This window comes from Pantoea piersonii, from assembly GCF_003612015.1.
Classification (GTDB): Bacteria; Pseudomonadota; Gammaproteobacteria; order Enterobacterales; family Enterobacteriaceae; genus Pantoea; species Pantoea piersonii.
Window position 1 is genome coordinate 1,045,926 of the sequence record NZ_RARB01000001.1, and the last position, 24,220, is coordinate 1,070,145.

General features: G+C 57.5%; 21 protein-coding genes. 7 read left to right on the forward strand and 14 right to left on the reverse strand.

Annotated elements, in window-relative coordinates; translation table 11 throughout:
* Nucleotides 1–560 precede the first annotated feature (560 nt).
* On the forward strand, nucleotides 561–1,190 hold the full coding sequence (locus D7S44_RS05030) for a DapH/DapD/GlmU-related protein (RefSeq protein ID WP_120452571.1): 630 nt from the start codon (nucleotides 561–563) through the stop codon (nucleotides 1,188–1,190).
* A 38-nt stretch (nucleotides 1,191–1,228) separates the two neighbouring features.
* The gene (locus D7S44_RS05035; RefSeq protein WP_120452573.1) at nucleotides 1,229–1,843 is read left to right on the forward strand and encodes a glutathione S-transferase family protein; all 615 of its coding nucleotides are present in this window, start codon (nucleotides 1,229–1,231) and stop codon (nucleotides 1,841–1,843) included.
* Nucleotides 1,844–1,855: 12 nt separating this feature from the next.
* On the opposite strand, the gene D7S44_RS05040 is transcribed toward D7S44_RS05035, so the two are convergent.
* Nucleotides 1,856–3,175: an MFS transporter gene (locus tag D7S44_RS05040; RefSeq protein WP_120452575.1), complete on the reverse strand. Its 1,320-nt coding sequence runs from the start codon at nucleotides 3,173–3,175 to the stop codon at nucleotides 1,856–1,858.
* Between the two features lie 466 nt (nucleotides 3,176–3,641).
* Between D7S44_RS05040 and D7S44_RS05045 the strand changes: the two genes are divergently transcribed.
* A complete protein-coding gene (locus D7S44_RS05045) occupies nucleotides 3,642–5,996 on the forward strand; it encodes a membrane-bound PQQ-dependent dehydrogenase, glucose/quinate/shikimate family (RefSeq protein ID WP_120452577.1) in 2,355 nt (784 codons plus the stop codon).
* A 60-nt stretch (nucleotides 5,997–6,056) separates the two neighbouring features.
* Here D7S44_RS05045 and D7S44_RS05050 read toward each other — a convergent pair whose 3' ends face one another.
* Both D7S44_RS05050 and D7S44_RS05055 read right to left on the reverse strand, forming a co-directional pair.
* Nucleotides 6,057–7,535, reverse strand: a complete 1,479-nt coding sequence (locus D7S44_RS05050; protein WP_120452579.1) for a catalase — start codon at nucleotides 7,533–7,535, stop codon at nucleotides 6,057–6,059.
* A gap of 159 nt (nucleotides 7,536–7,694) precedes the next feature.
* On the reverse strand, nucleotides 7,695–8,435 hold the full coding sequence (locus D7S44_RS05055; RefSeq protein WP_120452581.1) for a nitroreductase family protein: 741 nt from the start codon (nucleotides 8,433–8,435) through the stop codon (nucleotides 7,695–7,697).
* Between the two features lie 286 nt (nucleotides 8,436–8,721).
* On the opposite strand from D7S44_RS05055, the gene D7S44_RS05060 reads away from it, so the two are divergent.
* A complete protein-coding gene (locus tag D7S44_RS05060; RefSeq protein ID WP_179256425.1) occupies nucleotides 8,722–9,849 on the forward strand; it encodes a lactonase family protein in 1,128 nt (375 codons plus the stop codon).
* 57 nt (nucleotides 9,850–9,906) lie between these two features.
* Here D7S44_RS05060 and D7S44_RS05065 read toward each other — a convergent pair whose 3' ends face one another.
* The 10 genes from D7S44_RS05065 to D7S44_RS05110 form a co-directional block, all read right to left on the reverse strand.
* Nucleotides 9,907–10,791: an Rpn family recombination-promoting nuclease/putative transposase gene (locus D7S44_RS05065; protein ID WP_120452583.1), complete on the reverse strand. Its 885-nt coding sequence runs from the start codon at nucleotides 10,789–10,791 to the stop codon at nucleotides 9,907–9,909.
* A 346-nt stretch (nucleotides 10,792–11,137) separates the two neighbouring features.
* The gene (locus tag D7S44_RS05070; protein WP_120452585.1) at nucleotides 11,138–11,386 is read right to left on the reverse strand and encodes a hypothetical protein; all 249 of its coding nucleotides are present in this window, start codon (nucleotides 11,384–11,386) and stop codon (nucleotides 11,138–11,140) included.
* 143 nt (nucleotides 11,387–11,529) lie between these two features.
* A complete protein-coding gene (locus D7S44_RS05075; protein WP_120452587.1) occupies nucleotides 11,530–11,955 on the reverse strand; it encodes a WapI family immunity protein in 426 nt (141 codons plus the stop codon).
* A gap of 10 nt (nucleotides 11,956–11,965) precedes the next feature.
* Nucleotides 11,966–12,640, reverse strand: a complete 675-nt coding sequence (locus tag D7S44_RS05080) for a hypothetical protein (protein ID WP_240629427.1) — start codon at nucleotides 12,638–12,640, stop codon at nucleotides 11,966–11,968.
* 191 nt (nucleotides 12,641–12,831) lie between these two features.
* Nucleotides 12,832–13,401 carry a nucleotidyltransferase family protein gene (locus D7S44_RS05085; protein WP_120452589.1) on the reverse strand — a complete coding sequence of 190 codons (570 nt, stop codon included), beginning with the start codon at nucleotides 13,399–13,401 and terminating at the stop codon, nucleotides 12,832–12,834.
* Nucleotides 13,398–14,414 carry an XdhC family protein gene (locus D7S44_RS05090; protein ID WP_120452590.1) on the reverse strand — a complete coding sequence of 339 codons (1,017 nt, stop codon included), beginning with the start codon at nucleotides 14,412–14,414 and terminating at the stop codon, nucleotides 13,398–13,400. Before D7S44_RS05090 ends, D7S44_RS05085 begins: the two co-directional genes overlap by 4 nt.
* 68 nt (nucleotides 14,415–14,482) lie before the next feature.
* Nucleotides 14,483–15,679, reverse strand: coding sequence for an MFS transporter (locus D7S44_RS05095; protein ID WP_205685208.1), 1,197 nt, complete (start codon nucleotides 15,677–15,679; stop codon nucleotides 14,483–14,485).
* A 149-nt stretch (nucleotides 15,680–15,828) separates the two neighbouring features.
* Complete coding sequence (locus tag D7S44_RS05100) at nucleotides 15,829–17,166, reverse strand: c-type cytochrome (protein ID WP_120452592.1); 1,338 nt, start codon at nucleotides 17,164–17,166, stop codon at nucleotides 15,829–15,831.
* 25 nt (nucleotides 17,167–17,191) lie between these two features.
* A complete protein-coding gene (locus D7S44_RS05105) occupies nucleotides 17,192–19,426 on the reverse strand; it encodes a xanthine dehydrogenase family protein molybdopterin-binding subunit (protein WP_120452594.1) in 2,235 nt (744 codons plus the stop codon).
* Nucleotides 19,423–19,881 carry a (2Fe-2S)-binding protein gene (locus D7S44_RS05110; RefSeq protein WP_120452596.1) on the reverse strand — a complete coding sequence of 153 codons (459 nt, stop codon included), beginning with the start codon at nucleotides 19,879–19,881 and terminating at the stop codon, nucleotides 19,423–19,425. The genes D7S44_RS05105 and D7S44_RS05110 overlap by 4 nt, the downstream gene beginning before the upstream one ends.
* Before the next feature lie 252 nt (nucleotides 19,882–20,133).
* Between D7S44_RS05110 and D7S44_RS05115 the strand changes: the two genes are divergently transcribed.
* Nucleotides 20,134–21,012: a LysR family transcriptional regulator gene (locus tag D7S44_RS05115; protein WP_205685209.1), complete on the forward strand. Its 879-nt coding sequence runs from the start codon at nucleotides 20,134–20,136 to the stop codon at nucleotides 21,010–21,012.
* Nucleotides 21,013–21,017: 5 nt separating this feature from the next.
* Here D7S44_RS05115 and D7S44_RS05120 read toward each other — a convergent pair whose 3' ends face one another.
* Nucleotides 21,018–21,914, reverse strand: a complete 897-nt coding sequence (locus tag D7S44_RS05120; RefSeq protein WP_120452601.1) for a LysR substrate-binding domain-containing protein — start codon at nucleotides 21,912–21,914, stop codon at nucleotides 21,018–21,020.
* Between the two features lie 196 nt (nucleotides 21,915–22,110).
* On the opposite strand from D7S44_RS05120, the gene D7S44_RS05125 reads away from it, so the two are divergent.
* Both D7S44_RS05125 and D7S44_RS05130 read left to right on the forward strand, forming a co-directional pair.
* Complete coding sequence (locus tag D7S44_RS05125; RefSeq protein WP_120452603.1) at nucleotides 22,111–22,860, forward strand: SDR family NAD(P)-dependent oxidoreductase; 750 nt, start codon at nucleotides 22,111–22,113, stop codon at nucleotides 22,858–22,860.
* 54 nt (nucleotides 22,861–22,914) lie between these two features.
* Complete coding sequence (locus D7S44_RS05130) at nucleotides 22,915–24,213, forward strand: MFS transporter (protein WP_120452605.1); 1,299 nt, start codon at nucleotides 22,915–22,917, stop codon at nucleotides 24,211–24,213.
* Nucleotides 24,214–24,220 lie beyond the last annotated feature (7 nt).

Consider the following 24,220-nt stretch of genomic DNA (forward strand, 5'->3'; position numbering starts at 1 on the left):
TGGTGACCGCGCTGCGAACGAGGTGCTCAGCACTCTCCACAAGTGCGATTCTAAATAGCGCAGAGAAATATTTCAAGTTTCGCCAAAATACTGTATGGTTATACAGGTGTTGGGCGCGAAGCGGACCTCCAGCTGACTGGCGGCTCCCAGGGGCACGGTTTTGAAAATCCCGGCAGGCATCAGGTGGTGCTGGCCTGTGGCTTTAGCAACGAGTGCCGCTCAGCGCTCTCCACAAGATGTGCTTAGGCGCCCGGCGGGTAGAGTCAAAGCCTCGGTAGCCGAACAGCGCGCTCCTGTTGAAGGAGAAGGAAAGTGATGGAACTGATTAGATTGCTCCTGGATCTTATCCGGGTCATCTTGCAGATCATCGTTGCCCTTTTGCAACTGACCGGCCAGGCTCACTAGCCGGAACTTGAATAAAGGCGGAGCTGACCACTCCGCCTTTTTCGTCGGGTTTACCTCTCTGTCTTCTGGCTGTCATCTTCGCCCGTTACCGTCAGCGCTGTTTCCGGCGCGCCGGGCGCGCGGCTTATCCAGACATCTGACCAGACGAGGCTTTTATGTCTTTACACGCCATCTCTTCCGCCAGACTGCAGCAAACCTTTATTCATGACAGCGTACGTATGCGCGACACCCTTGTGGGGCAGCAGTGCGAGATCCTGGCGCACAGCTATCTCGAATACAGCACCCTGGGCGACTTCTCCTACCTTGGTGAACACTGCAACGTGGCGGACGCGCAAATAGGCCGCTTTACCGCTATCGCCAACCATGTGCGGCTGGGCGCGCCGAATCATCCAATGGAGCGCGCTTCGCAGCACCGCTTCACCTATTGCCCGGAGTATTACGACGCCAGCGCCGCGCGCGACAGCGGCTTTTTTGCCGACCGGCGCGCCGCACGCGTGATTGTCGGCCATGATGTCTGGATTGGTCACGGCGTGATAGTGCTGCCCGGCGTTACGATCGGCAACGGCGCGGTGCTGGCGGCAGGCGCGGTGGTGACAAAAGATGTCGCGCCCTACAGCATAGTGGGCGGCGTGCCGGCGAAACCGATCCGCATGCGCTTTACGCCCGCCATCGCCGCGCGTCTGCAACAGATCGCCTGGTGGGAGTGGCCGCTGGAGAAGCTGATGGCGAACCTGGCTGATTTTCAGTCTGGCGACACTGAGCGCTTCTGCGAACGCCACGGCTGACTACACTTAACCGATCGCAACCCAAACAGGAGAGCGCTATGTTTACGCTCTATGGCGTACCGGGCTGGGGATCGGCTATCAGCGAACTGATGTTCTGCCTTTGCCGCGAACCTTATCACTGGGTGGATGTGTCCGGTTTTGACCAGCCGGGCGAAGCGCGCGCGCGGCTGCTGGCGCTTAATCCACTGGGGCAGATACCTGTCTTGCAGAAAGAAGATGGCGCGGTGCTGACGGAGAGCGCTGCCATTGCGCTGATGCTGGCGGATCGCAACCCTGCGCTGCTCCCACCGGTCGGCAGCGCGCAGCGCGAGCGTTTTTACCACTGGCTGGTGTGGCTGGTCGCTGCTATCTATCCCACCTTTACCTACGGCGACTACCCGCAACGCTGGACAGCTTCCGGCGCGGAGGAGCTGAAACAGAGCACCGACGCCCATCGCGCAAACGGCTATCGCTGGCTTGAGTCGCAGCTCGGCGAGAGCGCTTTTCTGCTGGGCGATAATATTACGCTGCTTGACGCTTATCTGCCGGTGCTGGTGAGCTGGCAACCGCGCGAGGCCTGGTTTCAGGCCAACACGCCGAAGCTGTGGGCGATTGCGCAGCGCGTTAAGAGGCGGGAAGAGCTACAGACCGTGATCGCGCGCAACCATCTGTAGCACGTCCCGCTGTTACAGCGCCTGCTGCGCGACGCCGGGCGCGTTCTCTGGCTGAAGACGTTTCTCCGGCTGCAGCAGCGTCATCGCCAGCATACTGCCCAGCGCAACCCCTGCGGTTACGGTAAACATCGCATTGTAGCCGTAATACTCCGCCAGCCAGCCGCACAGCATCGGCGAAACGATCGAGGCGAGATTGGCGATAGCCAGCGTCATGCCGCTGAAGGCGCCAACGGACGCTTTAGGCGTCACGTCGATCACCACAGACCAGTAAACGTTATTGACCATCGCATTCAGCGCGTTGCCAAACGTCATCAGCGCAATAATCGCCGTTGCCGATCCGGCGTAAGGGATAGCCATAAAACAGCAGGCGGTGCCCAGCAGCGTGACGGCGGCAAACAGGTTGCGCGCCACGCGCAGGTTACGAAAGCGCGTCAGCAGGCGATCGGCGAGGCGGCCACCGAACAGGACGGTAAGGCAGGCTCCGCTCCAGGGGATCATGGCGACGTACCAGAGCGAATGAAGATCGTAATGGAAGCTATCCTGAAGGTATTTTGGCAGCCATGTCACCAGCGTAAAGGTGATATAGAGAAAGGAGAAATAGCCCAGCGCATTACACACCAGGGTACGGCTGGTAAAGAAGCGCCACCAGGGCAGCGGCGTATCGCCATGCGCGTCCTGGCTCTGCCCGCTACGGATCAGCGCCCGCTCCGCCGCGTTCACCGCAGGCTGCTGCCCGGGGGCGTCGCGGAAGGTGCGCGCAAACAGCAGCATCGCCAGCAGCGAGAAGACGCCCAGCAGGATAAACATCATGCGCCAGTCGTGGGTCAGCAGCAGCAGGCCGACCGCAATCGGCGCAGTCAACAGCGAGCCGGCCTGCGTAGAGAGTAAGCCAATGCCCAGCGCGAAACCGCGCTCGTTATCCGGCGCCCAGTGGGCGATCGCCTTGTTCATCAGCGCATAGGCGGGGCCTTCGGAAAAGCCGAACAGAATGCGCAGGGCGGCAAACCCCATAATCGCCGAGCCGCCAAACAGCGCCATACCCAGATCGCCCGCCCAGGCGGTAGCGATCTCCAGCAGCGACCAGAGCACGCCTGCCATCAGCCACACTTTTCGGGTGCCAAGCCGATCCGCGAGGAAACCGCCGCACAGCGAGCCGAAGAGATAACCAAACCCGAAATAGCTCAGCACCGCGCCCAGCTGCACTTTATTGAAGTGATATTCCTGCGAGATGGCGTTAGCGGCGAATGACAGTGCTCCGCGATCGATGTAGTTGATCAGCGCAACAAAGAACAACAGCGAAAAAATAACGTAACGATAGCGACTCGGCTGCATCTTGCTTCTCCTGCATGAATAAGATCAGCATGAGACAAGCAAGATTGATGCCGGAATTCCTCACAACAGGCTGGCAGGGCGTTTCAGGCGGCTCAGGCCTTGTCTGGCGTTAAAACAAACTCGCCCGCGCCTCATCCGGGTGCAGTAAAAGCCGCTTTGTGAGGTCGGGAATGCCTGGGAAGCCCGGCCAGCGTTAAGTAAATGTGATTTTTCTGACAGCGGCCTGAACAAAAGATGCGGTAAAGCAAGGGAATTAATTAGCCGCGCGCTATCAATATCAGCAGCGTCCTGGTCATCCCGCCTGTGAGCAGAGAGCATGTTCCTGTTTCGCCAGCCCCTCATTCGTTAGCCCTGCTTAAGTCATGGTATATAAACAGTTTTTACGAAAAATTTACCTAAGTTAAAATAACGTTGAAGTTATGTGTATTTATTTTATTTCGACCCTTGAATGAGGAAGAGAAGGATCATGGTTAACAAGCTAACCAGTATCGTGATGGCGATTGTCGCCGTTGCGATGCTCTATATGGGCGGAAAGCTTCTGCTGCTGGGGGGCAGCGCGTTTTATGCGCTGATGGCCGCAGGCTTACTGCTCGCAGCGATACTGCTGTTTCTCAATAAACGTAGCGCCTTAACGCTTTACGCGCTGCTGATGTGGATTACGCTGTTCTGGACCGTCTGGGAAGTCGGCTTCGATAAATGGCAGTGGATCCCGCGCGGTGACCTGTTTGGTCTGTTCGGCGTGTGGCTGGCGCTGCCCTGGGTGGTGCGTCCGCTTACTCAGCGCACGTTCCATCCTTTCCTGGGCTCCACGGTGGTGATTATGATCGCCCTGGTTATCGGCCTCTGCTTTTACGATCCGCTGCCGCAGCAGGGAACCATTTCTAATGCGCGCGCGCCGTCAGCCTCGACCGGTGCCGGCAATGACTGGACGGCCTATGGCGGCTCCACCAATGGGCAGCGCTTCTCTTCGCTGAATCAGATCACCAAAGACAATGTGAAGAATCTTGAGGTGGCCTGGACTTATCACACCGGCGATCTGCGTAAAAGTGATGACGCTACCGAGTATACCTTCGAGGCGACGCCGCTGAAGGCTAACGGCATGCTCTACTTCTGTACGCCGCATAACGAGGTGCATGCGCTTGATCCTGAAACCGGCGCGGTGAAATGGAAATATGCGCCGCCGCAGGATCGCTCCTATATGCAGCAGCACCAGACCTGTCGCGGCGTCGGCTTTTATGACGGCGGCAGCGCGGCGGCGGAGAGCAGCGCCTCGCAGCCTGCCATCTGCCGTAAGCGTATCTTTAACGCCACGACCGATGCGCAGCTGGTGGCGCTGGATGCCGACAGCGGCAAGCCATGCGCTGATTTCGGCCAGAACGGCGTAGTCGATTTGCATGCCAATATGGGCGAAGTGCGCCCGCATGCGCTGATGCAAACGTCAGCGCCGCTGGTTGCAGGCAATCTGGTGATTGTCGGCGGCTCGGTAATGGACAACGGCTTTAACCGCGGCAACCCGTCCGGCGTCATCCGCGCCTATGACGTGACCACGGGCCGTCTGGTGTGGAACTTCGATCCTGCGAATCCTGACCAAACCCAGCCGATTGCGGCGGATGCGAGCTATCCGCAGGATACGCCTGTGGCCTGGGCGACGCTGAGCGCCGACCTGAAGAATGGCCTGGTCTACGTGCCTTTCGGCAACGCTTCGCCGGATGAAGTGGGCATCGAGCGCGACCCCAACAGCAATACGGAGAAATTCCGCGATGCGCTGGTGGCGCTGGATCTGAAAACCGGCGCCTTTAAATGGCGTTATCAGAGCGCTAATCACGATCTCTGGGACCGCGATAATCCGTCTCAGCCGTCGCTGGTGGATATCGACTACCAGGGCAGCCAGCAGCCAGCGGTCATCCTGCCGACCAAAACCGGCAACCTGTTCGTGCTCAATCGCCTGACCGGTCAGCCGATCTATCCGGTTAACCAGGTGAAGGTATCGACCGAAGGCGGCGTCGAGGGCGAGAAGTTCGCGGCCACGCAGCCGGTCTCCAGCCTGAACTTTATTCCGCAGCCGCTGACGGAAAAAGCGATGTGGGGTATTACGCCGTTTGACCAGATGAGCTGCCGTATCGACTTCCACGAGCTGCGCTACGACGGCAATCCGTGGACGCCAGCGACAGAGAAGGGCTCGTTGATTTTCCCGGGCAATTTCGGCGTATTTAACTGGGGTTCCGTCGCGGTTGATCCCGAGCGTCAGCTGCTGATTGCCGCACCGGTGCGTCTGGCCTATAAGTACAACCTCATCAAACGTACGCCCTCGACCGAAACCGAGCGTCTGTTTACGAAGGATGGCTCCCCTTACTGGAACGAAAACTTCCATGGTGACTACGCTATCCATATTCAGCAGTTTTCGTCAGCGCTGGGCATACCCTGTATCGCGCCGCCGTGGGGCCGTATGGTTGGCGTCGATCTGAAAACCGGCAAAACCGAATGGCTGCGCCGCGTCGGCAACACGAAAAACCTGAATACCACCTTCCTGCCGGGTCGTTTCCCGATCGGTTTCCCGATGGGCATGGTGGCGCACGGTGGTCCGCTGGTGACGGCAGGAGATGTTGTGTTCCATGGCGCGACGGCGGATAACTTCTTCCGCGCCTATGACAGCACCACCGGCGCGCTGCTGTGGCAAACCGAGCTGAGTGCAGGCGCGCAGGCCACGCCTTCAACCTTTATGGGTAAAGATGGCAAGCAATATGTGGTGATTGCCGCTGGCGGCCACGGTTCGATGGGAACCCAGAGCGGTGACAGCGTGGTGGCGTTCCGCCTGAAATAGCGGTAACGCATCGCGCAGATAAAGATAAAGCGCCCATTCGGGCGCTTTTTTTGTGCAGAATTACGCCTGCGCCTGTCGCTTCGAACGCTCCTCCAGCACCCGCAGCGCGATCCTGTCGCCAATCGCCTGATCGATATTGCGCCAGTATTCAAACGCGCGCGACAGCACCGGCTCCTCTACGCCGTTAAGCAGATGCCCGCTCACATTGTTGACCAGCCGATCGCGCGCCGCGTCATCCATCACTTTATTGATCAGCGTATTGGCCTGACCGAAATCGTCATCATCCTTGCGCAGCGTGTAGGGCGAACGCACCATATCGCCGCTGGCGTGCCAGATGGCGTCATCCGGATAGCGCTCGCCGTCTGCCGCCGGGCCGCCTTTGCTGTTCGGCGCATAGACCGGATCGGAAACCGGGTGAATACGCATTGCGCCATCTTTGCTGTAGCTGTTGACCGGCGACTGCGGCGCGTTAACCGGGATCTGCTTATAGTTGACGCCAAGGCGGTGGCGGTGCGCGTCGGCGTAGGAGAAGACGCGTCCCAGCAGCATCTTATCGGGGCTGAGGCCGATACCGGGCACCAGGTTATTAGGCTCGAAGGCCGCCTGTTCGATCTGCGCGTGGTTATCGGTCGGGTTGCGGTTCAGCACCAGCTTGCCCACTTTAATCAGCGGATAGTCAGCGTGCGGCCACACCTTAGTCAGATCGAACGGGTTATAGCGATAGGTTTCCGCTTCGGCGAACGGCATGATCTGCATGTAGAGCGTCCAGCTCGGGAAATTGCCCTCCTTAATGGAGAAGAAGAGGTCGCGCGTATGGTGGTCGATATCTTTTCCGGCGAGCGTATCGGCCTCTTCCTGCGTCAGGAACTCAATGCCCTGGTCGGTGTGAAAATGGTATTTCACCCAGAATTTCTCGCCCTCGGCATTCACCCACATGTAGGTGTGACTGGAGTAGCCATTCATGTGGCGCCAGGTTTTCGGAATGCCGCGGTCGCCCATCAGCCAGGCCACCTGATGCGAGGACTCCGGCGAAAGCGTCCAGAAATCCCACTGCATGTCGTTATCGCGCAGGTTGTTGTCGGCGCGGCGCTTTTGCGAACGAATAAAGTGCTGGAACTTCATCGGATCGCGAATAAAGAAGACCGGCGTGTTGTTGCCCACCAGGTCGTAGTTGCCTTCGGAGGTATAAAACTTGAGGGCGAAACCGCGCGGATCGCGCCAGGTATCCGGGCTGCCGCGCTCGCCCGCGACGGTAGAGAAGCGTAGCAGCACGTCAGTGCGCGTGCCGGGCTGGAACAGGGCGGCTTTGGTATATTTGCTGACGTCATCGGTCACGATAAAGTAGCCGAACGCACCGCTGCCTTTCGCGTGCGGCTGACGTTCCGGGATGCGCTCGCGGTTGAAATTCGCCATCTGCTCAATGAGATAGTGGTCATGCAATACCAGCGGGCCGTCAGGGCCGACCGACAGTGAATGTTCATCGCTGGCAACGGGAATGCCAGCATCCGTCGTTGTCGGTTTACGCTCATCATTGCTCATGGGTTCTCTCCATTTTTATAGGGATATAGCAATGATTAAGCGTAGTTAAGAATCCCGCGTCTGCCGTAGCAGAATGCTGATGGTTGCGAAAGGCAGAGAGCGAAAAAAGAGCGCGCAGAGGAGGGGACGCTCAGGCCGTTTGCCTGAGCGCGAGGAGACTTATTTGTCGGTGCCGAAGCCCTGTTTTTTCAGCGCGCCCAGCACGTGCGGAAAGTAGATGTTCTGATAATAGCCGCTGACGCTTTCGCTCCAGCTTTCGCCGTCGGAACGGCCGATATTCTGCCAGTGCTGCACCATCTCCTGATTGTAGGCGGCGATTTTCTCCGCCAGGCCTTCGCTGCGGTAGGTCTCTTCGTGACGGAAGGTCTCCAGCGGCAGACGCGGCTTCTGGTGCGACGGCTCATCGACATAGCCGATCACGACGCCCGCCACCGGGAAGGTGTATTCCGGCAGTTTCAGCAGCTCGATCAGCGCCTCAGGCTCGCGGCGGATGCCGCCAATCGGCACAATGCCCAGGCCTTCCGCGCGCGCGGCGGCCATAACGGATCCCAGCGCAATACCCACATCGGTAGAGCCGGAAACGATGCTCTCAATACTCTGCTGAGCGATCTGCTCGCGATCGATCGCCTCCATCGCTACGCGGGATTTATGCATATCCAGCACGAAAGTCAGAAACACCGGCGCCTTAGCGATCCACAGCTGGCCGCCGGCGATCCGCGAAATCTCCGCTCGTTTCGCCGCATCTCGGGTCACCACGACGGAAACCTGCTGCGAGTTGACTGACGTCGGCGCGCGGTAAGCGGTGCTGATAATGCGATCCAGAATCGCGTCGTCAACCGGTTGTTCAGTAAAGCTGCGTTCGCTTTTATGGCTGGTAAAAATATCAATTAGTGAATTCATGGATCCTCCAGATGTGGAGGCTAAGAGTAGCAGGTTCGGGCAGGGCCAGATTTAACCGCATTGGTCATTGCTGACAACTTGAGACTTTTTAGAGGATTAGGGGATGTACCGGCAGTGAGCCAGTACACATTTCTGCATTAACGCCAAAATGTTACAGTCGCGCAACGTTTTGAATGCGCTGGCGTTTTGGGCAAACACACAATATGCCTCAGGCAGCTACACATCACCACGTTGCATCCGGCTGCGTATATCTGGAGCGGTAATCCTGACTTTACTGAGGTGACAAATGAACAAAATCCTGGCGCTGCGCCACTCGCTTCTCCTGCTGGGCATGGTTTGTAGCCGTTCGCTGCTGGCGCAGACCTTCGTCTACGTTTCTGCGGCGGACGATGGCAATATCGCGCGTTACGCCTTAAATGATCAAACCGGCGCGCTGAAGCGCCTTGGCGAAACGCCAGCGGGCGGCAAGGTTATGCCGATGGCAATCGGCCCTGATAAAAAAACGCTCTATGCCGCCGTGCGCAGCGAGCCGATGCGGCTGGTGAGCTGGTCTGTTAATCGTAAGACCGGCGCGTTAACGCCAGCGTCAGAGAGCGTCGCCGCTGCAAGCTATCCCTATATTAGTCTGGACAGGCAAGGGCGCTTTTTACTGGCAGCCTCTTACGACAGCGGCGTGGTGCATGTTTATCGCCTGAGTGCGCCCGGGAAGGTCGTCACGCCTTTCGTTGAAGAGGTTAAAACCGGCCATGCCGCGCATTCGGTGATTGTCGATGCGACCAGTCGCTTTGCCTATGTTGGCGTGCTGGGCACCGATCGCGTCCTGCAGCTCGCGCTGCATCAGGACGGCCAGCTGACGCCTGTCGGCGAAGGTTTTGCCGCGACGGAAGAGAAAAGCGGGCCGCGGCATTCAGTGCTCTCGCCGGATAATCGCTTCCTCTATAACATCGGAGAGATGAGCGGCAGGATTACCCAGTTTGCTCGCCAGCCAGACGGCGCGCTGCAGAAAATCGCGGAATATCCCAGCGCGGTGGCGGAAAAATATCATTTGCAGCACGGCGTGGAGCGTACGGCCAGCTATAACGACACGACGCCGCGCATCTGGGCCGCCGATATCAAGATCACGCCAGACGGGCGCTTTCTGTATGTTTCGGAACGTACCAGCAGCACGGTAACAGGCTACCGCGTCAGCCAGCAGGATGGAAAGCTACAGCTTATTGACAGCTGGCCGGTAGAAAAACAGCCGCGCGGCATAGCGGTGACGCCGGACGGGCGCTGGTTGATCGCCAGCGGCGAAAAGAGCGCGGTGATTGGCAGCTATGCCATCGCAAAAGAGAGCGGAGCGCTGCGACGCGTCGCCGAAGCGCCGGTTGGTCGGGATGCCAACTGGGTGAGTATTGTGAGCTTTGATAAGTAGCGGGCAGGGTGAATATAAGAAGAACCGCGTAAGTTCGCGGTTCTTTTCCGTACCCGATCAGGGCTGGAGCTGCTTTAGCTCCTGTTCGGTCAGGCCGGTCATTTTCATCACGAATGCATTATCCAGACCGCTTTTCAGCATATTTCTGGCAATTTCCAGGCTGGCTTCACGCTTGCCTTTTTCCATGCCTCGCTGTTCCAGCTGTTCCGCAATGGTCATCAGTTGCTCCTCATGCTGTGGCACATGCCGCGCCAGTTCGCTAAGGGTTAATTCAAGATCGGGCGTTTCGCCGACCTGAAGCATGTAGTTTACCAGCGCGATTACCTGCTGTCTGGTCATAAATTCAGTCCGCATCAGCGTTATCAGCCGATCGAGCAGGCTGCCTAAATCGCGCTGGCGAATATGCTTTTGCAGCAGGGTCAGCGCCGCCATGCTGCGGTGGTGCATAATCTCTTCATCGGGAATAACGGTTACGTCAACCAGCGGGAACGTACCGCTATACAGCGCAGCGGCGTGTTCAGTTTCGCTGAAAAGATCGAGCCAGCACCGGGAATAAGGGTAAGGGCTGCGCTTGCCCTGATAGAACAGAATGGGGATCACCAGCGGTAGTCTGTTATGGCCGGCATCGAGATGGCGCTGCATGGCGGCGATGGCGTAGCGCATCAGGCGAAAGGCCATATGTTTATCCGGCGAACTCTGGTGCTCAATCAAAACCTGCACGTAGCCATCGCCATGGCGCGTTTTCAGCGAGTAAAGCACATCACTGTAGTAAGGACGTAAATCATCTTCGACGAAGCTGCCGGACGCCAGCCTGAGCGTCGACAGGTCACAGATGGCCAGCAACGCGGGCGGCAGATGCAGCGTAATAAAGTCGCGAGCGGTTTTCGGGTGCGACAGAAAGGTTTTGAACACCGCATCGTGCGGCGTGTGAGTGGTCTTCATCCTGAAGCCTCCGCCAGCGTTTTGTCTGCCGGACCATAGCAGAAGCCCGATACGTGGCGAAAGAGGAAAGCGCACAGCAGCCGAGGCGGCCCGCAAATTTACGCCCGGTCTGAAACGGGGTCTTAGCCGTTCAGGGAGAAAAGGAGAGAGGGAAGTATCCAGAACAGCCCACGCTACGTATTACTGATATCTGATTTAACATAATATACATTATGTGCACCGATATAGAGTCAGGAAGAACCGTTGGTAAATTATTCGCTGAGTCTGTTACCTGGCCTGCTCAATCCCGGACAGCAACAAAAACACGTTTTGTCACTCCCCGGTGTTTTTTAGCGGCTAAAAATGTTCACCACCACCATGCAAACGGCTTATTGCTGACTGGAAATGCGATACCGTCAGCATCACGGCCACGCAAGACCTGATTAAGAAGCTTTTTTACTTCACGACGCTCTGGCCGGGTCATCATCATATTGCGATACCAGGATGGAGATTTATCAAACCATCTGGAACAACTGGTAAAACGTGAACCAACACGACGATAAGATTTCATGCGACCATCGGGAAGCCGATCGCGCCCCCTGCTTTTTACAGCCATAATTAATCCTCTAAGTAAATGAATTACCTAGAAGATGTCTTGCTGCTCATATCCTGTTAGTTTTAAGGCCATAATACAGGTTCCCAAACTAAATCAATTGGTTTCAAACATTAGCGACTAAATCAAAATCTGATTAAAGCTGGTCAGTTCTGCCAGTTAATCATCTCGTCAAGGCCGGACAGTAATGCCGGAAAGTAGCTCTGATCTATGCCAAATGAATCTTTTATGATGACACTTTCAGCGGGATTTTCAGGTCTGAGCGTTAACTCAACTACGATAGAATTATAGGGCACAGGAATAAAACGAAGATTTAACTGATTTTCAGTACTGTCGAACACTACATCAGGCAATTTACTCCCATTAATCAATCCCTGATATAAAGAGGCTATATTTTTCCTCAAATCAATTAACTCCCCAGCACAAAATGATGCCTGATATTGTGTTTTTAACTCAGGAAGTTGATATTCAACATATGTGCTTATCCAGTCATATGCGGGGGCATCTGGGGTGTTTTGTCTTTCGAATGGCGAAAGACGCAATGTTCTTGAGCCACTTACGATTTCTATCATGATACCCCTGTCACTTGTATAAAAAATGTGTGATCGTCCAGTCCTTTTCGCGAACTATGACCTCAAGCGTAAAGCGTTTATAGTAGTAATAACCTTTTCGGGATTTGTCTTCAACCAGGCGGTACATGTCCGTCTCGTAACGGAAAAGACCTGGGGTTTTTTGTGGGTCTGGCATCCTACGGCCATAGCGGATAGCTTTCTCCTGAATTTGTAAAGGCACATAGCGTCCGGGGTTATACATGTGTTTTGCTGCTGTATCTGTCATTTTAAGATTACGGGCTGACAGGCCCATTTTTAACCGGGCACGCAGGAAAGAAACGGTGCTCTGGCTTAGTTTTACAGCAATGGCCGTTCTGGCTCCGCTTTGCAACAACGCTCTGCCTGCAAAGAAGATGCGGAAAACACCGGCTGCAAGTAACGCAATATCAAGTGGATCAATCAGCGGCAATTCAAGCGGAGCTTCTTCAAGCCTGACAAAAGTGCCATCGGTATCATAAATACGCCATAAGCCGGGAGCCTGTGAAACGGAATAACCAATGCACATCCCGCTTTCATCGTCGGTTATCGGTTTGGCGTTAGAGGGTAAAAATCGAGGACGGATTTCAAAAAATTCACCCGGAGGCAACCGGGACTGAAAGGTATAGTACCGACCGGGTTCTTCCCTGACTGCAAGTCCTGTTGTCATAAAATGATTCCTTCTGGTTAACCAGCCTCGTGGAATTTTATAACACTTTTTTTAGCACAACATCACCCTTTACACCGCCTGTCACCTGACCCTTAAACTGGTTTATATCAGATCGCCGGGAAGCGGCTATATCGCAGGCGGACTGAGTATTTAATCCCCCTTCTCAGCCGGAAAGCGTTCCGGCTGAGAGCTTACGGGGCGCGAAGAAAGCGCTGAAGATCTGAACGGGTATCAATATCCAGCACGCACCCCTTGTCCGCGAGTTTTACTGCCTGACACGGCGCGCGCTGTAGCAAAGCGCGTGCGCCCGTATCGCCTGACAGCGCAATAAGCGCAGGATAAAATGGGCGCTGAAAACCCACTGGATGGCCGGGCTCGCCATTCACTTCAGCACGTACCAGCGGCGCATGACGCAGCGCATCAGCAACGGCCAGTAAACTCTCAACCGTTAAAAACGGCATATCGCCCAGCGTAATCAGCCAGCCGTCATAATCCGCGCTGGCTTTAACGCCCGCTGCGATAGAGTCGCCGATGCCCTGGCTGTTGCAGATAACGGAACGGCCCGTGTTGATAAGCGCCGCTATTTCCGTCTCTTCAGGCCGCGTTACCACAAAGAGATCCAGTCCCGTAGCAGCGGCATGTTCCAGCGTGTGCTGCAAGACCGGCTTGCCGTTCAGCGAAGCCAGTAGCTTATGTTCGCCGCCGCTCTCTCTGAAGCGGCGGCTGAATCCGGCAGCCAGAACCAGAATGGCGATCCTCATATCAAACTTCCCTGCTCCCACGCCTGCTCAGCTAAAGGCGCACTCGCCTCCACGCAGCCGTTCTTATAGCGCACAATATCCGCCAGAACGGACAGCGCGATCTCCGACGGCGTTTTACTGCCGATATCCAGCCCTACCGGCGCGTGAATACGGCTTATCTGCTCAGGCGCGACATCCCCATACTGGCCCAGCCGCTCTTTTCTTCTGAGGCTGTTCTTTTTCGATCCCATCGCGCCGATATAAAACGCAGGCAAATTCACCGCTTCCATCATGGTGAGATCGTCAATGCGCGGATCGTGAGTGAGCGACAGGATCGCCGTACCGGCATGGCAACCTTCCCGCTCCAGATAAACAGCGGGAAACTGCTTAATCAGCGTGACGTTCGCATCCAGCGAAGCAGCCATATTCTGCAGCGCCTCTTCCCGATGTTCGCAAACAATGGTTTCGAAGCCGAGCGCGACGGCAAAATTCGCGCAAAAAACCGCTACGCTGGAAAGTCCGCCAATCACCAGTCTCGGCGCGGTAGAGAGCGTCAACGTTATCGCAGCCCCGTCGCGGTAAGTGAGCGTACTGTTGGTATAGGCGGCTGGCTCCAGCGCATGACAAGGATGCGGCAGAATAATCTTCTTTTTAACCGCCGTAGCGGCGACCAGCGCATCATACATTTTCTGCAGATAGCCGCGGCTGGCTGCGCCGGGCGGCAGCTTTTCAACAAGAATATCCAGCACGCCGCCGCACGGAAGCGCCCTGTCCGGTTCAAAGCCCCCTTCGCCGTAGCGCACCACCTGACTGGACGCCGGGAACGCGTTTTGATTGATGCGCTCAATAAAACTTTCTTCAACGCAGCCGCCTGAAAGCGAACCGCAGTGATGCCCCTCTTTGCGGATGATCATCATCGCACCGGGCGGACGCGGCGAAGAACCGTAGGTAGAGAGTACCGTACAGAGCCATACCTCATGCGTGTCAACCCACTGCAATCCTGCGTTCAATACCTGCATATCAAGGTTGTGCATGACCTGATCTCTCCGGCTGCGATTAAGCCAGGGCGTGCCCTGGCGGTTAAATAGTCAACGATGCCCTGTTAACGCTGGGCATCCTGGTGAAGATAGTGTCGGTTTGCCAGCGCGGCAAACAGCGCCGACAGCATAAGCAGCACAACGCCCATAGCAAAAGGGCTCCACCAACCCACTGCATCGAACAGCTCGCCGCCCAGCGCCGCGCCTGCGGTTATCGCCAGCTGGATCACGGCAACCATCAGGCCGCCGCCCGCCTCTGCGCTTTCCGGCAGCGCGCGGCTCAGCCACAGCCCCCAGGCGACCGGCGCAGGCGTCGAAACCAGTCCCCATATCGCTAAAAGCGCGCCCGTTATCAGCAGTGAATGACCCTGCCAGATCAGCAGCGCGCCGAGGGTCGCCATCGCCAGCGGGATCAGAATCAGACAGCGAAATAAGTGTCTCTTCAGCAGCCGGTCGACAGCCCAGGTGCCTGCCAGCCCGGCGGCGCCCAACAGCAGCAAAATAAACGAGAGCGCGCTGACGCTGGCTCCCGTTACCGACTCCATAAACGGGCGCAGATAGGTGAAAATAGCAAACTGTCCCATAAACAGCGCCAGAATCGCGGCCATTCCCGAGGCGACGTGCGGCAAGCGAAGCAGTCGCAAAGGGTTCGCGGTATGGTTATCTCCCTGCGCCGGCAGCGACGGAATAGCGCGCCACTGCCAGATAAACGCGGCGACAGCCAGCGGCACGACAATAAAAAATGCGCCGCGCCAGCCAATATACTGCCCGAGGTAACTTCCGAGCGGCGCGGCGACGGTGGCGGCCAGCGCATTGCCGCCGTTAATCAGCGCCAGCCCCTTCGCCACGGCATGAGGAGGCGCGAGGCGCATAACCGTCGCCGTCGACATCGACCAGAATCCGCCTATCGCCACGCCAAGCAGCGCGCGGCCGACAATAAAAATTAGTCCGTCTGGCGCGAATGTGACAGTCAGACCGGAAATTGTCAGTAAAAGCGTAAAGGTGCTCAGCACCTTCTTGCGGTCAAAGCGGCCGGTAAGCGGCGTATTAAGCAGACTGGTCAGCACGGCGAAAAACCCGCTCACAGAGATCGCCTGGCCTGCTTGTCCCTGGCTGATGCCCAGCTCCTGCGCCACGGGCGTCAGCAGACTGACAGGCATAAATTCAGAGGCGATCAGCACCACGACGCCAAGCGCCATAGAGAAAATGGCGCCCCAGGCGGCAGAGTGACGCGATGCAGCGTGCGTAGTCATAGCGGTCATAAGAGAATCCATAATTTTCAGGGCTATAAGATCCTACCCAAACTGCCGGATTGAATTAACCTGGATAAACCGGATGTAATTGTGAATTAAATTCAGTAATGGCTGATGCACGCTGCCGCAGCAGTCTGAACAGCGCGCATCAGTCCGCATCACCGCATCTGTAGAATAATGACGTTGCTGCTGGCAGGATCGGTATGCTGACGCATCTCTCCCACCGCTTTTGCCGTTGTCTGCGCGCCGCCGTTGCCCCAGGAGGAGCGAATATAATTAAGCACGTCCGCCGTCTCCTGGTCGGAAAGCTGTTTACGGTAGGGCGGCATCCGGTAAGCATCCGGAACACCGTCGGCAATAATGCGGGCTGATCCATTAAGCACGATATTGATCGCCGAAGAGGCCTCTACCTGCATAGAGGTCGCCCCAGCCAGCGGCGGGATCCAGGGCGCTTGTCCGCGACCGTCGGCGCCATGGCAGCTGCTGCAGCGCGCGTTAAAGGTCTGCTCGCCGGGAAGGCGGCTTGCGCCCTGTTCACTCTGCGCCGGGTAACGCCAGGCTTTACCGCTGTCGTTGCTGCCTGGCGGCAGCGACTTGAGATAGTGCGCGATGGCGCGCAGATCGTCGTCGCGCATAAACTGCGTTGAGTTGTTAAACGCATCGGCCATCGAGCCGAAAACCACGGCGTGCTGGTTGCGTCCCTTTTGCAGAAACGCTACCACGTCATCTTCGCTCCAGCGGCTGATGCCGCTGCCCACGTCGCCTCGCAGACTGGGCGCGTACCAGCCGTCAAGCAGCGCGCCCGCCAGATAGTCCGGGCTGGTTGCGTCCAGCGCTTTTTCGTTAAAGGCCAGACCGCGCGGCGTATGGCAACTGCCGCAGTGCCCCGGGCCTTCGACCAGGTAAGCGCCCCGGTTCCAGCGATCGTCGCGCTTCTCCACCGTCTGATAAGGCGCGCCAGCGGCGAATGCGGCGCGCCATAAGGCCAGCGGCCAGCGCATATTAAGCGGCCACGGAATTTCCGTCGGCTGGTTTTGCCGCGCGGCGGGCTGAACGCCATGCATCATAAAGACATAAAGGGCGCGGATATCCTCGTCGTTCAGCTTTTGATAAGAAGGAAACGGCATCGCCGGATAGAGCCGATGCCCGTCGCGCGCTACGCCCTGACGTACCGCCCGATCAAAGTCAGCCAGCGAATAGCGGCCGATGCCGGTCTCTTTGTCAGGCGTAATGTTGGTGGTATAGATTTTTCCTGCCGGCGTCGCCATCGGCAGACCGCCGGAAAAGGGGGCGTTCTCTGGCGTGCTGTGGCAGGCGACGCAGTCGCTGAGTCTGGCGACATATTCGCCGCGCCGGATAAGGTCGGGCGATGCGGCCGCCTCCGTCGAGGTCGCCTTCGAGAAAGGCGACGCTGGCGTGCGCAGCGTCCACAGCAGCACGGCAGCCACGACGATCAGCGTTGCCGTCAGCAACAGGCAGAGCCTTTTTATAGTCATGATGTTTTCCCTAAAAATCGGCGGCTCAGGTAAAGTTGTAGCGTGAAAGCGGCATAGAGCGGATACGCTGGCCGGTCAGCCTGGAGACCGCATTTGCGACCGCAGGCGGCACGGCGGGCAGCGGCGGTTCGCCGATGCCGCCCATTTTTGCGCCGCTCTCGATAATGCGTACCTCGACCTGCGCCATGCGTGATGGCGGCAGAATGGGATAAAGGTCGTAGTTACGCGCGACCGGCTGGCCCTTTTCAAACAGGCTCTCTTCCAGCAGAACCTGCGATAACCCCAGCGCGACCGCACTGTTAACCTGTGCCTCGACGATGGCCGGATTGACGATGCTGCCGGGATCGATCGCCTCCCAGACCCGATGCACCCTGACCTGCCCGTTCTCAATCGAAACTTCCGCTATCGCAGCCGCTTCGGTGCCGAACGGCGACGCCATCGCCACGCCCCGGGCGCGTCGGCTGCCATCGTCGGCGGTATAGGGACCCGGTTTCCAGCCGCCTGACAGCTCTGCTACCGCTTCCAGCAGCGTCGTCAGGCGCGGATTGCCTTTCAGCAGGCGCAGCCGCAGTTCATAGGGATCTACCTTGCCTTTATCCGCAATCTCATCAAGGAAGCTCTCATAGAGAAAATCGTTCATCGAATTGCCGACGGAACGCCAGTAGCCCAGTTTCACCGGCCCTTTTTTATAGATCTGCGCGATGCGCACATGGGGAATATCATAGGCTTTGCCGGTCAGGCCCTCGGTGGCGGTCGGATCGAGCTTATCGCCCTGCTTACCTGAAGTGCCTTCGGTCGGGCCTTCGCAGATGCTGACCGCTTCCAGCGCCAGCGGATATCCCTCTTCATCCAGCCCGGCGCGGAAGCGCACCGCCGCCATCGGGCGACGGGTGTCGCGCAGGAACTCCTCTTCACGGCTCCAGATCAGCTTGATCGGACGGCCTGTCGCTTTCGCCAGTTCAATCGCCTGCGGCCACGCCATCGCGCCGTCGTAAACAAAGTGACGGCCGAAAAAGCCGCCCAGCAACGGCGAATGGATCATAATGTTATCGGCGGCCAGCCCGGTGCGTTTCGCTACTTCACCCTGAAACATCTCCGGCGCCTGATTAGGGATCCAGAGATCCAGCGTGCCGTTATCGTTGAAGCGCGCCAGCGCCGAAGGCGGCTCCAACTGGGCATGGTTAAGGTACTGGCTGTGGTAGGTGGCGCTTATCGTGGTTTTGGCCGCAGACAGGCCCGTTGCCAGATCGCCTTTGACCTCAGCCTCTTTGCCCTCGCCCGGTTCATTAGCCAGCGTTTGCGCAAAATCGTCGGAGGAGAAATCCGCCGACATCGCATCAGCGTCTGTCGCAGCCTGCCAGTCGACCTGCAATGCCTCAACGGCGCGTTTCGCCTGCCACCAACGCTCGGCGACCACCGCCACCGCGCCTGATAACCGGTGAACGGAGTGCACGCCCTTCATGGCCTTAACCTGCGCTGCGTTGCGTAGCTCACCGGCCTCCATTCCCAGGCGTGGTGCGTGCTGTACCGCCGCGTGCAGCATATTGTCGACGCGGCAGTCGATGGTGTAGATGGCCTGCCCGGTCGATTTCTCATAAACATCGACGCGCTTAACGGGTTTGCCGATCCAGCGAAACTGAGCAGGATCTTTTAAGACGACGGAATCAGCGGGCGGAACCGGCAGATCGCGTGCGCGGCTGGCAAGCTCGCCGTAAGTCAGCGTACGCCCTGAGGCGTCGTGCACGACTTTTCCAGGTTCGGTGCGCAGCGCCGCAAGCGGCACGCCCAGCGAGTCCGCCGCTGCCTGCAACAGCATCTGACGCGCCAGCGCGCCGAGGCGGCGCATCGTCGCGTAGCTGGTTCGCACCGACTGGCTGCCGCCGGTAATGCGCATGCCGCTATCCATCACCTTGTACTGTTCGCCAGCCGGGGCATTCTCTACCAGGAACGTGGCGGGATCGGCATCCAGCTCTTCACCGACGATCTGCGCCATAGCAGTAAAAATGCCCTGTCCGCCTTCGATAAACGGCGACAGAAAACGCACGCTGCCGTCTGGCCGGATTTCAAGAAACGCCGGGACGCGCGTACCGGGCGGCAGTGTCTGTTCAGCCGCCTGCGCGCGAGCCTGCCCCACAGGCAGACCAATCCCCAGCACGAACGCGCCTGCTACGCTGCCCGAGGCGAGCAAAAATCGGCGGCGTGACAAACTGACAGGTTCATCCCCGAAGGCAATATCTGGTGCGCTGGAAGAGGCTTTCACGGTTGGTCCCCCTGACTCGCTACCTCGTGGATGGCTGCGCTGATGGCGTTATAAGTGCCGCAGCGGCAGAGATTCACCATCGCCGCCGCAATCTCCTGGTCGGTTGGGCGCGCGTTCTGCTTTAGCAGCGCAGTCGCCGCCATCACCTGACCAGACTGGCAATAGCCGCACTGCGGTACCTGATGCTTCACCCAGGCCTGTACGACGCGTTTGCCCGTATCATCCGCTTCGATCGCCTCGATAGTGGTGATCTGCTTACCGGCGACCTTATCAATCGGGGTGACGCAGGATCGCGCTATCTTTCCGTCGATCATGACTGAGCAGGCGCCGCACTGCGCCAGACCGCAGCCATATTTTGTCCCGGTCATGCCCAGGTCGTCGCGCAACACCCATAATAACGGCGTGTCGCCTTCGGCATCGACCTGCAGGGTTTTATTGTTAATTTGAATTTCCATAGAGCTCCGGCCTTAATGGCTATCGATTTCACTCTATCCTTACAGAGAAGAGTGGAATGATTAACCTGCTGACGCCGCATACGCTGCTGAATAAAATTCAGTAATTAACTAAACGCCCACGCAGAGGCTTTTTCTGGGCATGGCGGGTTTTAATGATCTGTGCGATTGAGTAAATGCGATTGGATTCGCCCGCCTCAATAAGATAATTTTCCACTCTCTGTGAATTAAAATCATTAATAAGGTATGGATAAGATGAATGATATTCAGGCGTTTATTGCTGTGGCGAGGGAGCAGAGCTTTACCAAAGCAGCGGCAGGCCTGGGGGTGAGTCCTTCCGCACTCAGCCATACTATCCGTAATCTGGAAGAGCGCATCGGCGTGCGCCTGCTGGCGCGCACCACGCGTAATGTCGCGCCAACGGAAGCGGGCGAACGTTTGTTGCAGTCGGTTGCGCCGCTGTTTGAACAGATTAATAGCGAAATTGCCCGCATTGGCGAATTACGTGATACTCCTGCCGGCAATATACGCATTACCTGTTCCGACGATGCCGCCGAAAGCCTGCTTCGCCCTGCGCTGCCCGCTTTTTTTGCCAGATATCCTGATATCAGCGTGGAAATTTGTATCGACTACGGTTTTACCAATATTGTCACGGAGCGTTTTGACGCCGGCATTCGACTGGGTGAATCGATCAGCCGCGATATGATTGCGGTTCGACTGGGGCCAGACTGGCGGCTGGCGGTGGTCGGCACGCCCGACTATTTTCAGACGCATCCTGTTCCCGTTATTCCGCAGGATCTGACGGCGCATCGCTGTATTAATATCCGACACTCGGTCGGCGGCAGCGTCTACGCCTGGGAATTTGAAAAGGACGATCGCAAATTAAATATCCGGGTAAATGGCCCGCTGCTATCCAACAGTATTATTCACGTCATGAACGGCGCGCTGGACGGTATCGGTCTGGCCTATGTGCCGGAGCAGATGGCGCGGCCTCATATTGAAGCAGGCCGTCTGATTGAAGTGCTCGCCGACTGGAGTCCGACATTCGAAGGGTTTCACCTCTACTATCCTAACCGACGGAACACCTCCTCCGCCTTCGCCGCTTTTGTGGAAGCCGTCAGATACCGCGGCTAGCCCGCTTATTCGCTCAGCTGCGCCTGAATCCACTGCAGAAAGTCACTCACGCGAGGAAACTGCGCATAGCCGCGCGGATAAACCAGGTGATGGGCGCTGACCGGCAAACTCAGGGCAGCGTCAAATACCGTTACCAGTTTGCCGCTGCGTAGATAATCAGCGGCCAGCAGTTCGCTTTCAAAGATAAGCCCATGGCCGAGCATTGCGGCTTCAAGGCTCATATAAGAGCGATCGAAGCGAAACAGCCACTCTCTGGCGGGCTGCGGCAATTGCTGCGTGGCGAACCACTGCGGCCACTGAATAAGCGGCGACTCGGAAAGGATCAGCGCGTGGTTGTTTAATTCGGCGGGTTCACGCAGCGGATATTTTTCCAGATACGCGGGCGATGCCAGCACCGACATTTTTTCATGGCGAATGGTTTTTATTTCAAATGCCTTCCATTCAGGAAACCCATGGCGCACCGCAATATCGATATTATCGCGGCTAAAAGAGAGATTTTCATAAGAACAGGAGAGCGTAACCTGTATTTCCGGGTGCGCCTCGCGAAATTTATGAAGACGCGGCAGCAGCCATAACAGCCCAAAACTGGGTGCGCAGTGAATACGCAGCGCGCTGCGATCTTTCTCATTACGCAGACGCGCCGTCGCCTGCGTCAGCCCCAGGATCAGCGGTCGAATCTCCTCTAAATAACGCTCTCCCGCCAGAGTTAATACCACGCCTTTCGCCGATCGGTGAAATAAAATTGAGCCCAGCTCTTTCTCCAGTTTCGCCAGCTGGTGGCTCGCCGCTGACGCCGTGATATTTAATTTTTCCGCCGCCCGGGCCACATTTCCATTTTGCGCCACCTCTTCAAATACGCGCAGCGATTTTAAAGAAGGAAGCTGACTGACAGGCTTTTCCATAAACATTCCCGCTCACGTTTTTGTGATTTATATCCGTTTTAAAAAATAAAAAATGTTAACTGCATCAAACCAACAATTTCATTCAGCATCAAATGAATTTTTTTGCATTGCCAACGTTGTCGCCTTTTCTAATGCTGAGGATGAACCCTACCGGTAGCGATACCGAACCTTATAAAAAAAGAAACTGGAGTTATTTATGTTGCTGAAAGAAAAAGTTGCGATTATTACCGGCGCCGCGTCTCAGCGCGGTATCGGACGTGCAACGGCCGCCTGCTTCGCCCGCCACGGCGCGCGCGTCGTGGTGCTGGATCTGGATGAAACCGCGGCGCAGCGCACCGCGCTGGCGCTGGGATCCGGGCACCTGGGCCTCGCCGCCAACGTCACCGACAGTGATGCTATTCGGCGCGCTATCGCTCAGGTGATGCAGGAATATGGCCGCATTGACGTGCTGGTCAATAACGCGGGCATTACGCAACCGGTTAAAACGCTGGAGATCGGCATCGAGGATTACAACCGCATCCTCGATGTTAACCTGCGCGGCACGCTGCTGATGTCGCAGGCGGTGATCCCCATTATGCAGCGTCAGGGCGGCGGCAGTATTGTCTGTCTGTCATCGGTATCGGCGCAGCGCGGCGGCGGTATCTTTGGCGGCCCGCACTACAGCGCGGCAAAGGCGGGCGTGCTCGGCCTGGCAAAAGCGATGGCGCGCGAGTTCGGCCCGGATCAGATCCGCGTCAACGCGCTGACGCCAGGTCTGATCCAGACCGATATCACCGGCGGGCTACTGCATGACGAACGTCGCCACGCCATTATTGACGGTATCCCGCTTGGACGCCTCGGCGAGGCAGACGATGTGGCCAACGCCGCGCTGTTTCTCGCCAGCGATCTCTCCAGCTACCTCACCGGCATCACCTTAGACGTGAACGGCGGCATGCTGATCCACTGATCGGCCCCCTTTTCACCAGCAGCCCGGCTGCTGGTCACTCCCGGAGTGATTATTATGACAACGCTGAATATCAGTGCGGCTGTCGCTGCGCGCGACGGCGCCTACCGAAAAATCGCCTGGCGTCTGATGCCGTTTTTAATGCTGTGTTACCTCTGCGCCTATCTGGATCGCGTCAACGTCGGCTTTGCCAAGCTGCAGATGATGGACGATCTCGCGCTGAGCGAAACGGTCTATGGACTGGGCGACGGGATCTTTTTCCTGGGGTATTTTATCTTTGAGGTGCCCAGCAACCTGATCCTGCACCGCGTCGGCGCTCGCCGCTGGGTTGCCCGCATTATGATCACCTGGGGCCTGATCTCCGGCGCCTTCGCCTTTGTCGAGACAGCCTGGCAGTTCTACCTGCTGCGCTTCCTGCTCGGCGTGGCGGAAGCTGGCCTGGCCCCGGGTTTGCTGCTCTATCTCACCTGGTGGTTCCCTGCCCAACGACGGGCGCGCATGACGGTGCTCTGGTTCGTCGCGATTCCGCTCTCCGGCATGATCGGCGGCCCGCTCTCGGGCTGGATAATGGAGACCTTCGCCGGATCGCGCGGCTGGGCGGGATGGCAATGGATGTTCATGCTGGAAGCGATCCCGACGATCCTGATGGGATTGGTCGTGCTGGTGGTGCTCAAAGATCGCGTTGAACAGGCGAAATGGCTCGACGAAAGCGAAAAAAACATGGTGCGCGCCGATCTGGAGGAAGATAACCAGCAAAAGTCGCACCACGGCACCATTAAGGCTTTCGTGGCGGATAAGCGGCTCTGGACGCTGGCGGCTATCTATTTTTGCGTGGTGATGGGTCAGTACGCCCTGACCTTCTGGCTGCCGACGCTGGTAAGAAACGCTGGCATCCGCGAACCGCTGCATATTGGCCTGCTTACCAGTTTGCCCTATCTGTGCGCCATCGTTTTTATGCTGATAGCGGGACGCAGCGGCGATCGTCATCGCGAGCGCCGCTGGCACCTTATCATTCCGATGCTGCTTGGCATGGCGGGCCTGACGCTGGCGACCCTGCTGGGCCATAGCGTTGCGCTGTCGCTCTCCTTCCTCTGCGTTGCGGCGGCAGGCATTCTCTCCGCCTCGTCGCTGTTCTGGATGCTGCCAACCAATCTGCTGGGCGGCGTCTCTGCCGCGGCCGGTATCGCGGCGGTGAACTGCATCGCCAATCTCGCCGGATTCTTTTCGCCCTGGCTTATCGGCGCGATTACCACGCTGACCGGTTCGCCCGCCTCAGGCATGTACTTTATCGCTGCGGTTCTGCTGCTGGGTGCGCTCTGCGTGCTGCGCATCCGGGCAGCGGACGTTAATCGTTAATCAGGAG

Excerpts from the sequence above, each read along its gene's own strand:
- D7S44_RS05125 (WP_120452603.1), top strand. The coding sequence starts at position 22,111 with ATGTTGCTGAAAGAAAAAGTTGCGATTATTACCGGCGCCGCGTCTCAG.
- D7S44_RS05130 (WP_120452605.1), top strand. The coding sequence starts at position 22,915 with ATGACAACGCTGAATATCAGTGCGGCTGTCGCTGCGCGCGACGGCGCC.
- D7S44_RS05110 (WP_120452596.1), bottom strand. The coding sequence starts at position 19,881 with ATGGAAATTCAAATTAACAATAAAACCCTGCAGGTCGATGCCGAAGGC.
- D7S44_RS05055 (WP_120452581.1), bottom strand. The coding sequence starts at position 8,435 with ATGAATTCACTAATTGATATTTTTACCAGCCATAAAAGCGAACGCAGC.
- D7S44_RS05115 (WP_205685209.1), top strand. The coding sequence starts at position 20,134 with ATGAATGATATTCAGGCGTTTATTGCTGTGGCGAGGGAGCAGAGCTTT.
- D7S44_RS05080 (WP_240629427.1), bottom strand. The coding sequence starts at position 12,640 with ATGACAACAGGACTTGCAGTCAGGGAAGAACCCGGTCGGTACTATACC.
- D7S44_RS05050 (WP_120452579.1), bottom strand. The coding sequence starts at position 7,535 with ATGAGCAATGATGAGCGTAAACCGACAACGACGGATGCTGGCATTCCC.
- D7S44_RS05120 (WP_120452601.1), bottom strand. The coding sequence starts at position 21,914 with ATGGAAAAGCCTGTCAGTCAGCTTCCTTCTTTAAAATCGCTGCGCGTA.
- D7S44_RS05030 (WP_120452571.1), top strand. The coding sequence starts at position 561 with ATGTCTTTACACGCCATCTCTTCCGCCAGACTGCAGCAAACCTTTATT.
- D7S44_RS05045 (WP_120452577.1), top strand. The coding sequence starts at position 3,642 with ATGGTTAACAAGCTAACCAGTATCGTGATGGCGATTGTCGCCGTTGCG.
- D7S44_RS05060 (WP_179256425.1), top strand. The coding sequence starts at position 8,722 with ATGAACAAAATCCTGGCGCTGCGCCACTCGCTTCTCCTGCTGGGCATG.
- D7S44_RS05095 (WP_205685208.1), bottom strand. The coding sequence starts at position 15,679 with ATGACCGCTATGACTACGCACGCTGCATCGCGTCACTCTGCCGCCTGG.
- D7S44_RS05040 (WP_120452575.1), bottom strand. The coding sequence starts at position 3,175 with ATGCAGCCGAGTCGCTATCGTTACGTTATTTTTTCGCTGTTGTTCTTT.
- D7S44_RS05090 (WP_120452590.1), bottom strand. The coding sequence starts at position 14,414 with ATGCACAACCTTGATATGCAGGTATTGAACGCAGGATTGCAGTGGGTT.
- D7S44_RS05035 (WP_120452573.1), top strand. The coding sequence starts at position 1,229 with ATGTTTACGCTCTATGGCGTACCGGGCTGGGGATCGGCTATCAGCGAA.
- D7S44_RS05085 (WP_120452589.1), bottom strand. The coding sequence starts at position 13,401 with ATGAGGATCGCCATTCTGGTTCTGGCTGCCGGATTCAGCCGCCGCTTC.
- D7S44_RS05065 (WP_120452583.1), bottom strand. The coding sequence starts at position 10,791 with ATGAAGACCACTCACACGCCGCACGATGCGGTGTTCAAAACCTTTCTG.
- D7S44_RS05075 (WP_120452587.1), bottom strand. The coding sequence starts at position 11,955 with ATGATAGAAATCGTAAGTGGCTCAAGAACATTGCGTCTTTCGCCATTC.
- D7S44_RS05100 (WP_120452592.1), bottom strand. The coding sequence starts at position 17,166 with ATGACTATAAAAAGGCTCTGCCTGTTGCTGACGGCAACGCTGATCGTC.
- D7S44_RS05070 (WP_120452585.1), bottom strand. The coding sequence starts at position 11,386 with ATGGCTGTAAAAAGCAGGGGGCGCGATCGGCTTCCCGATGGTCGCATG.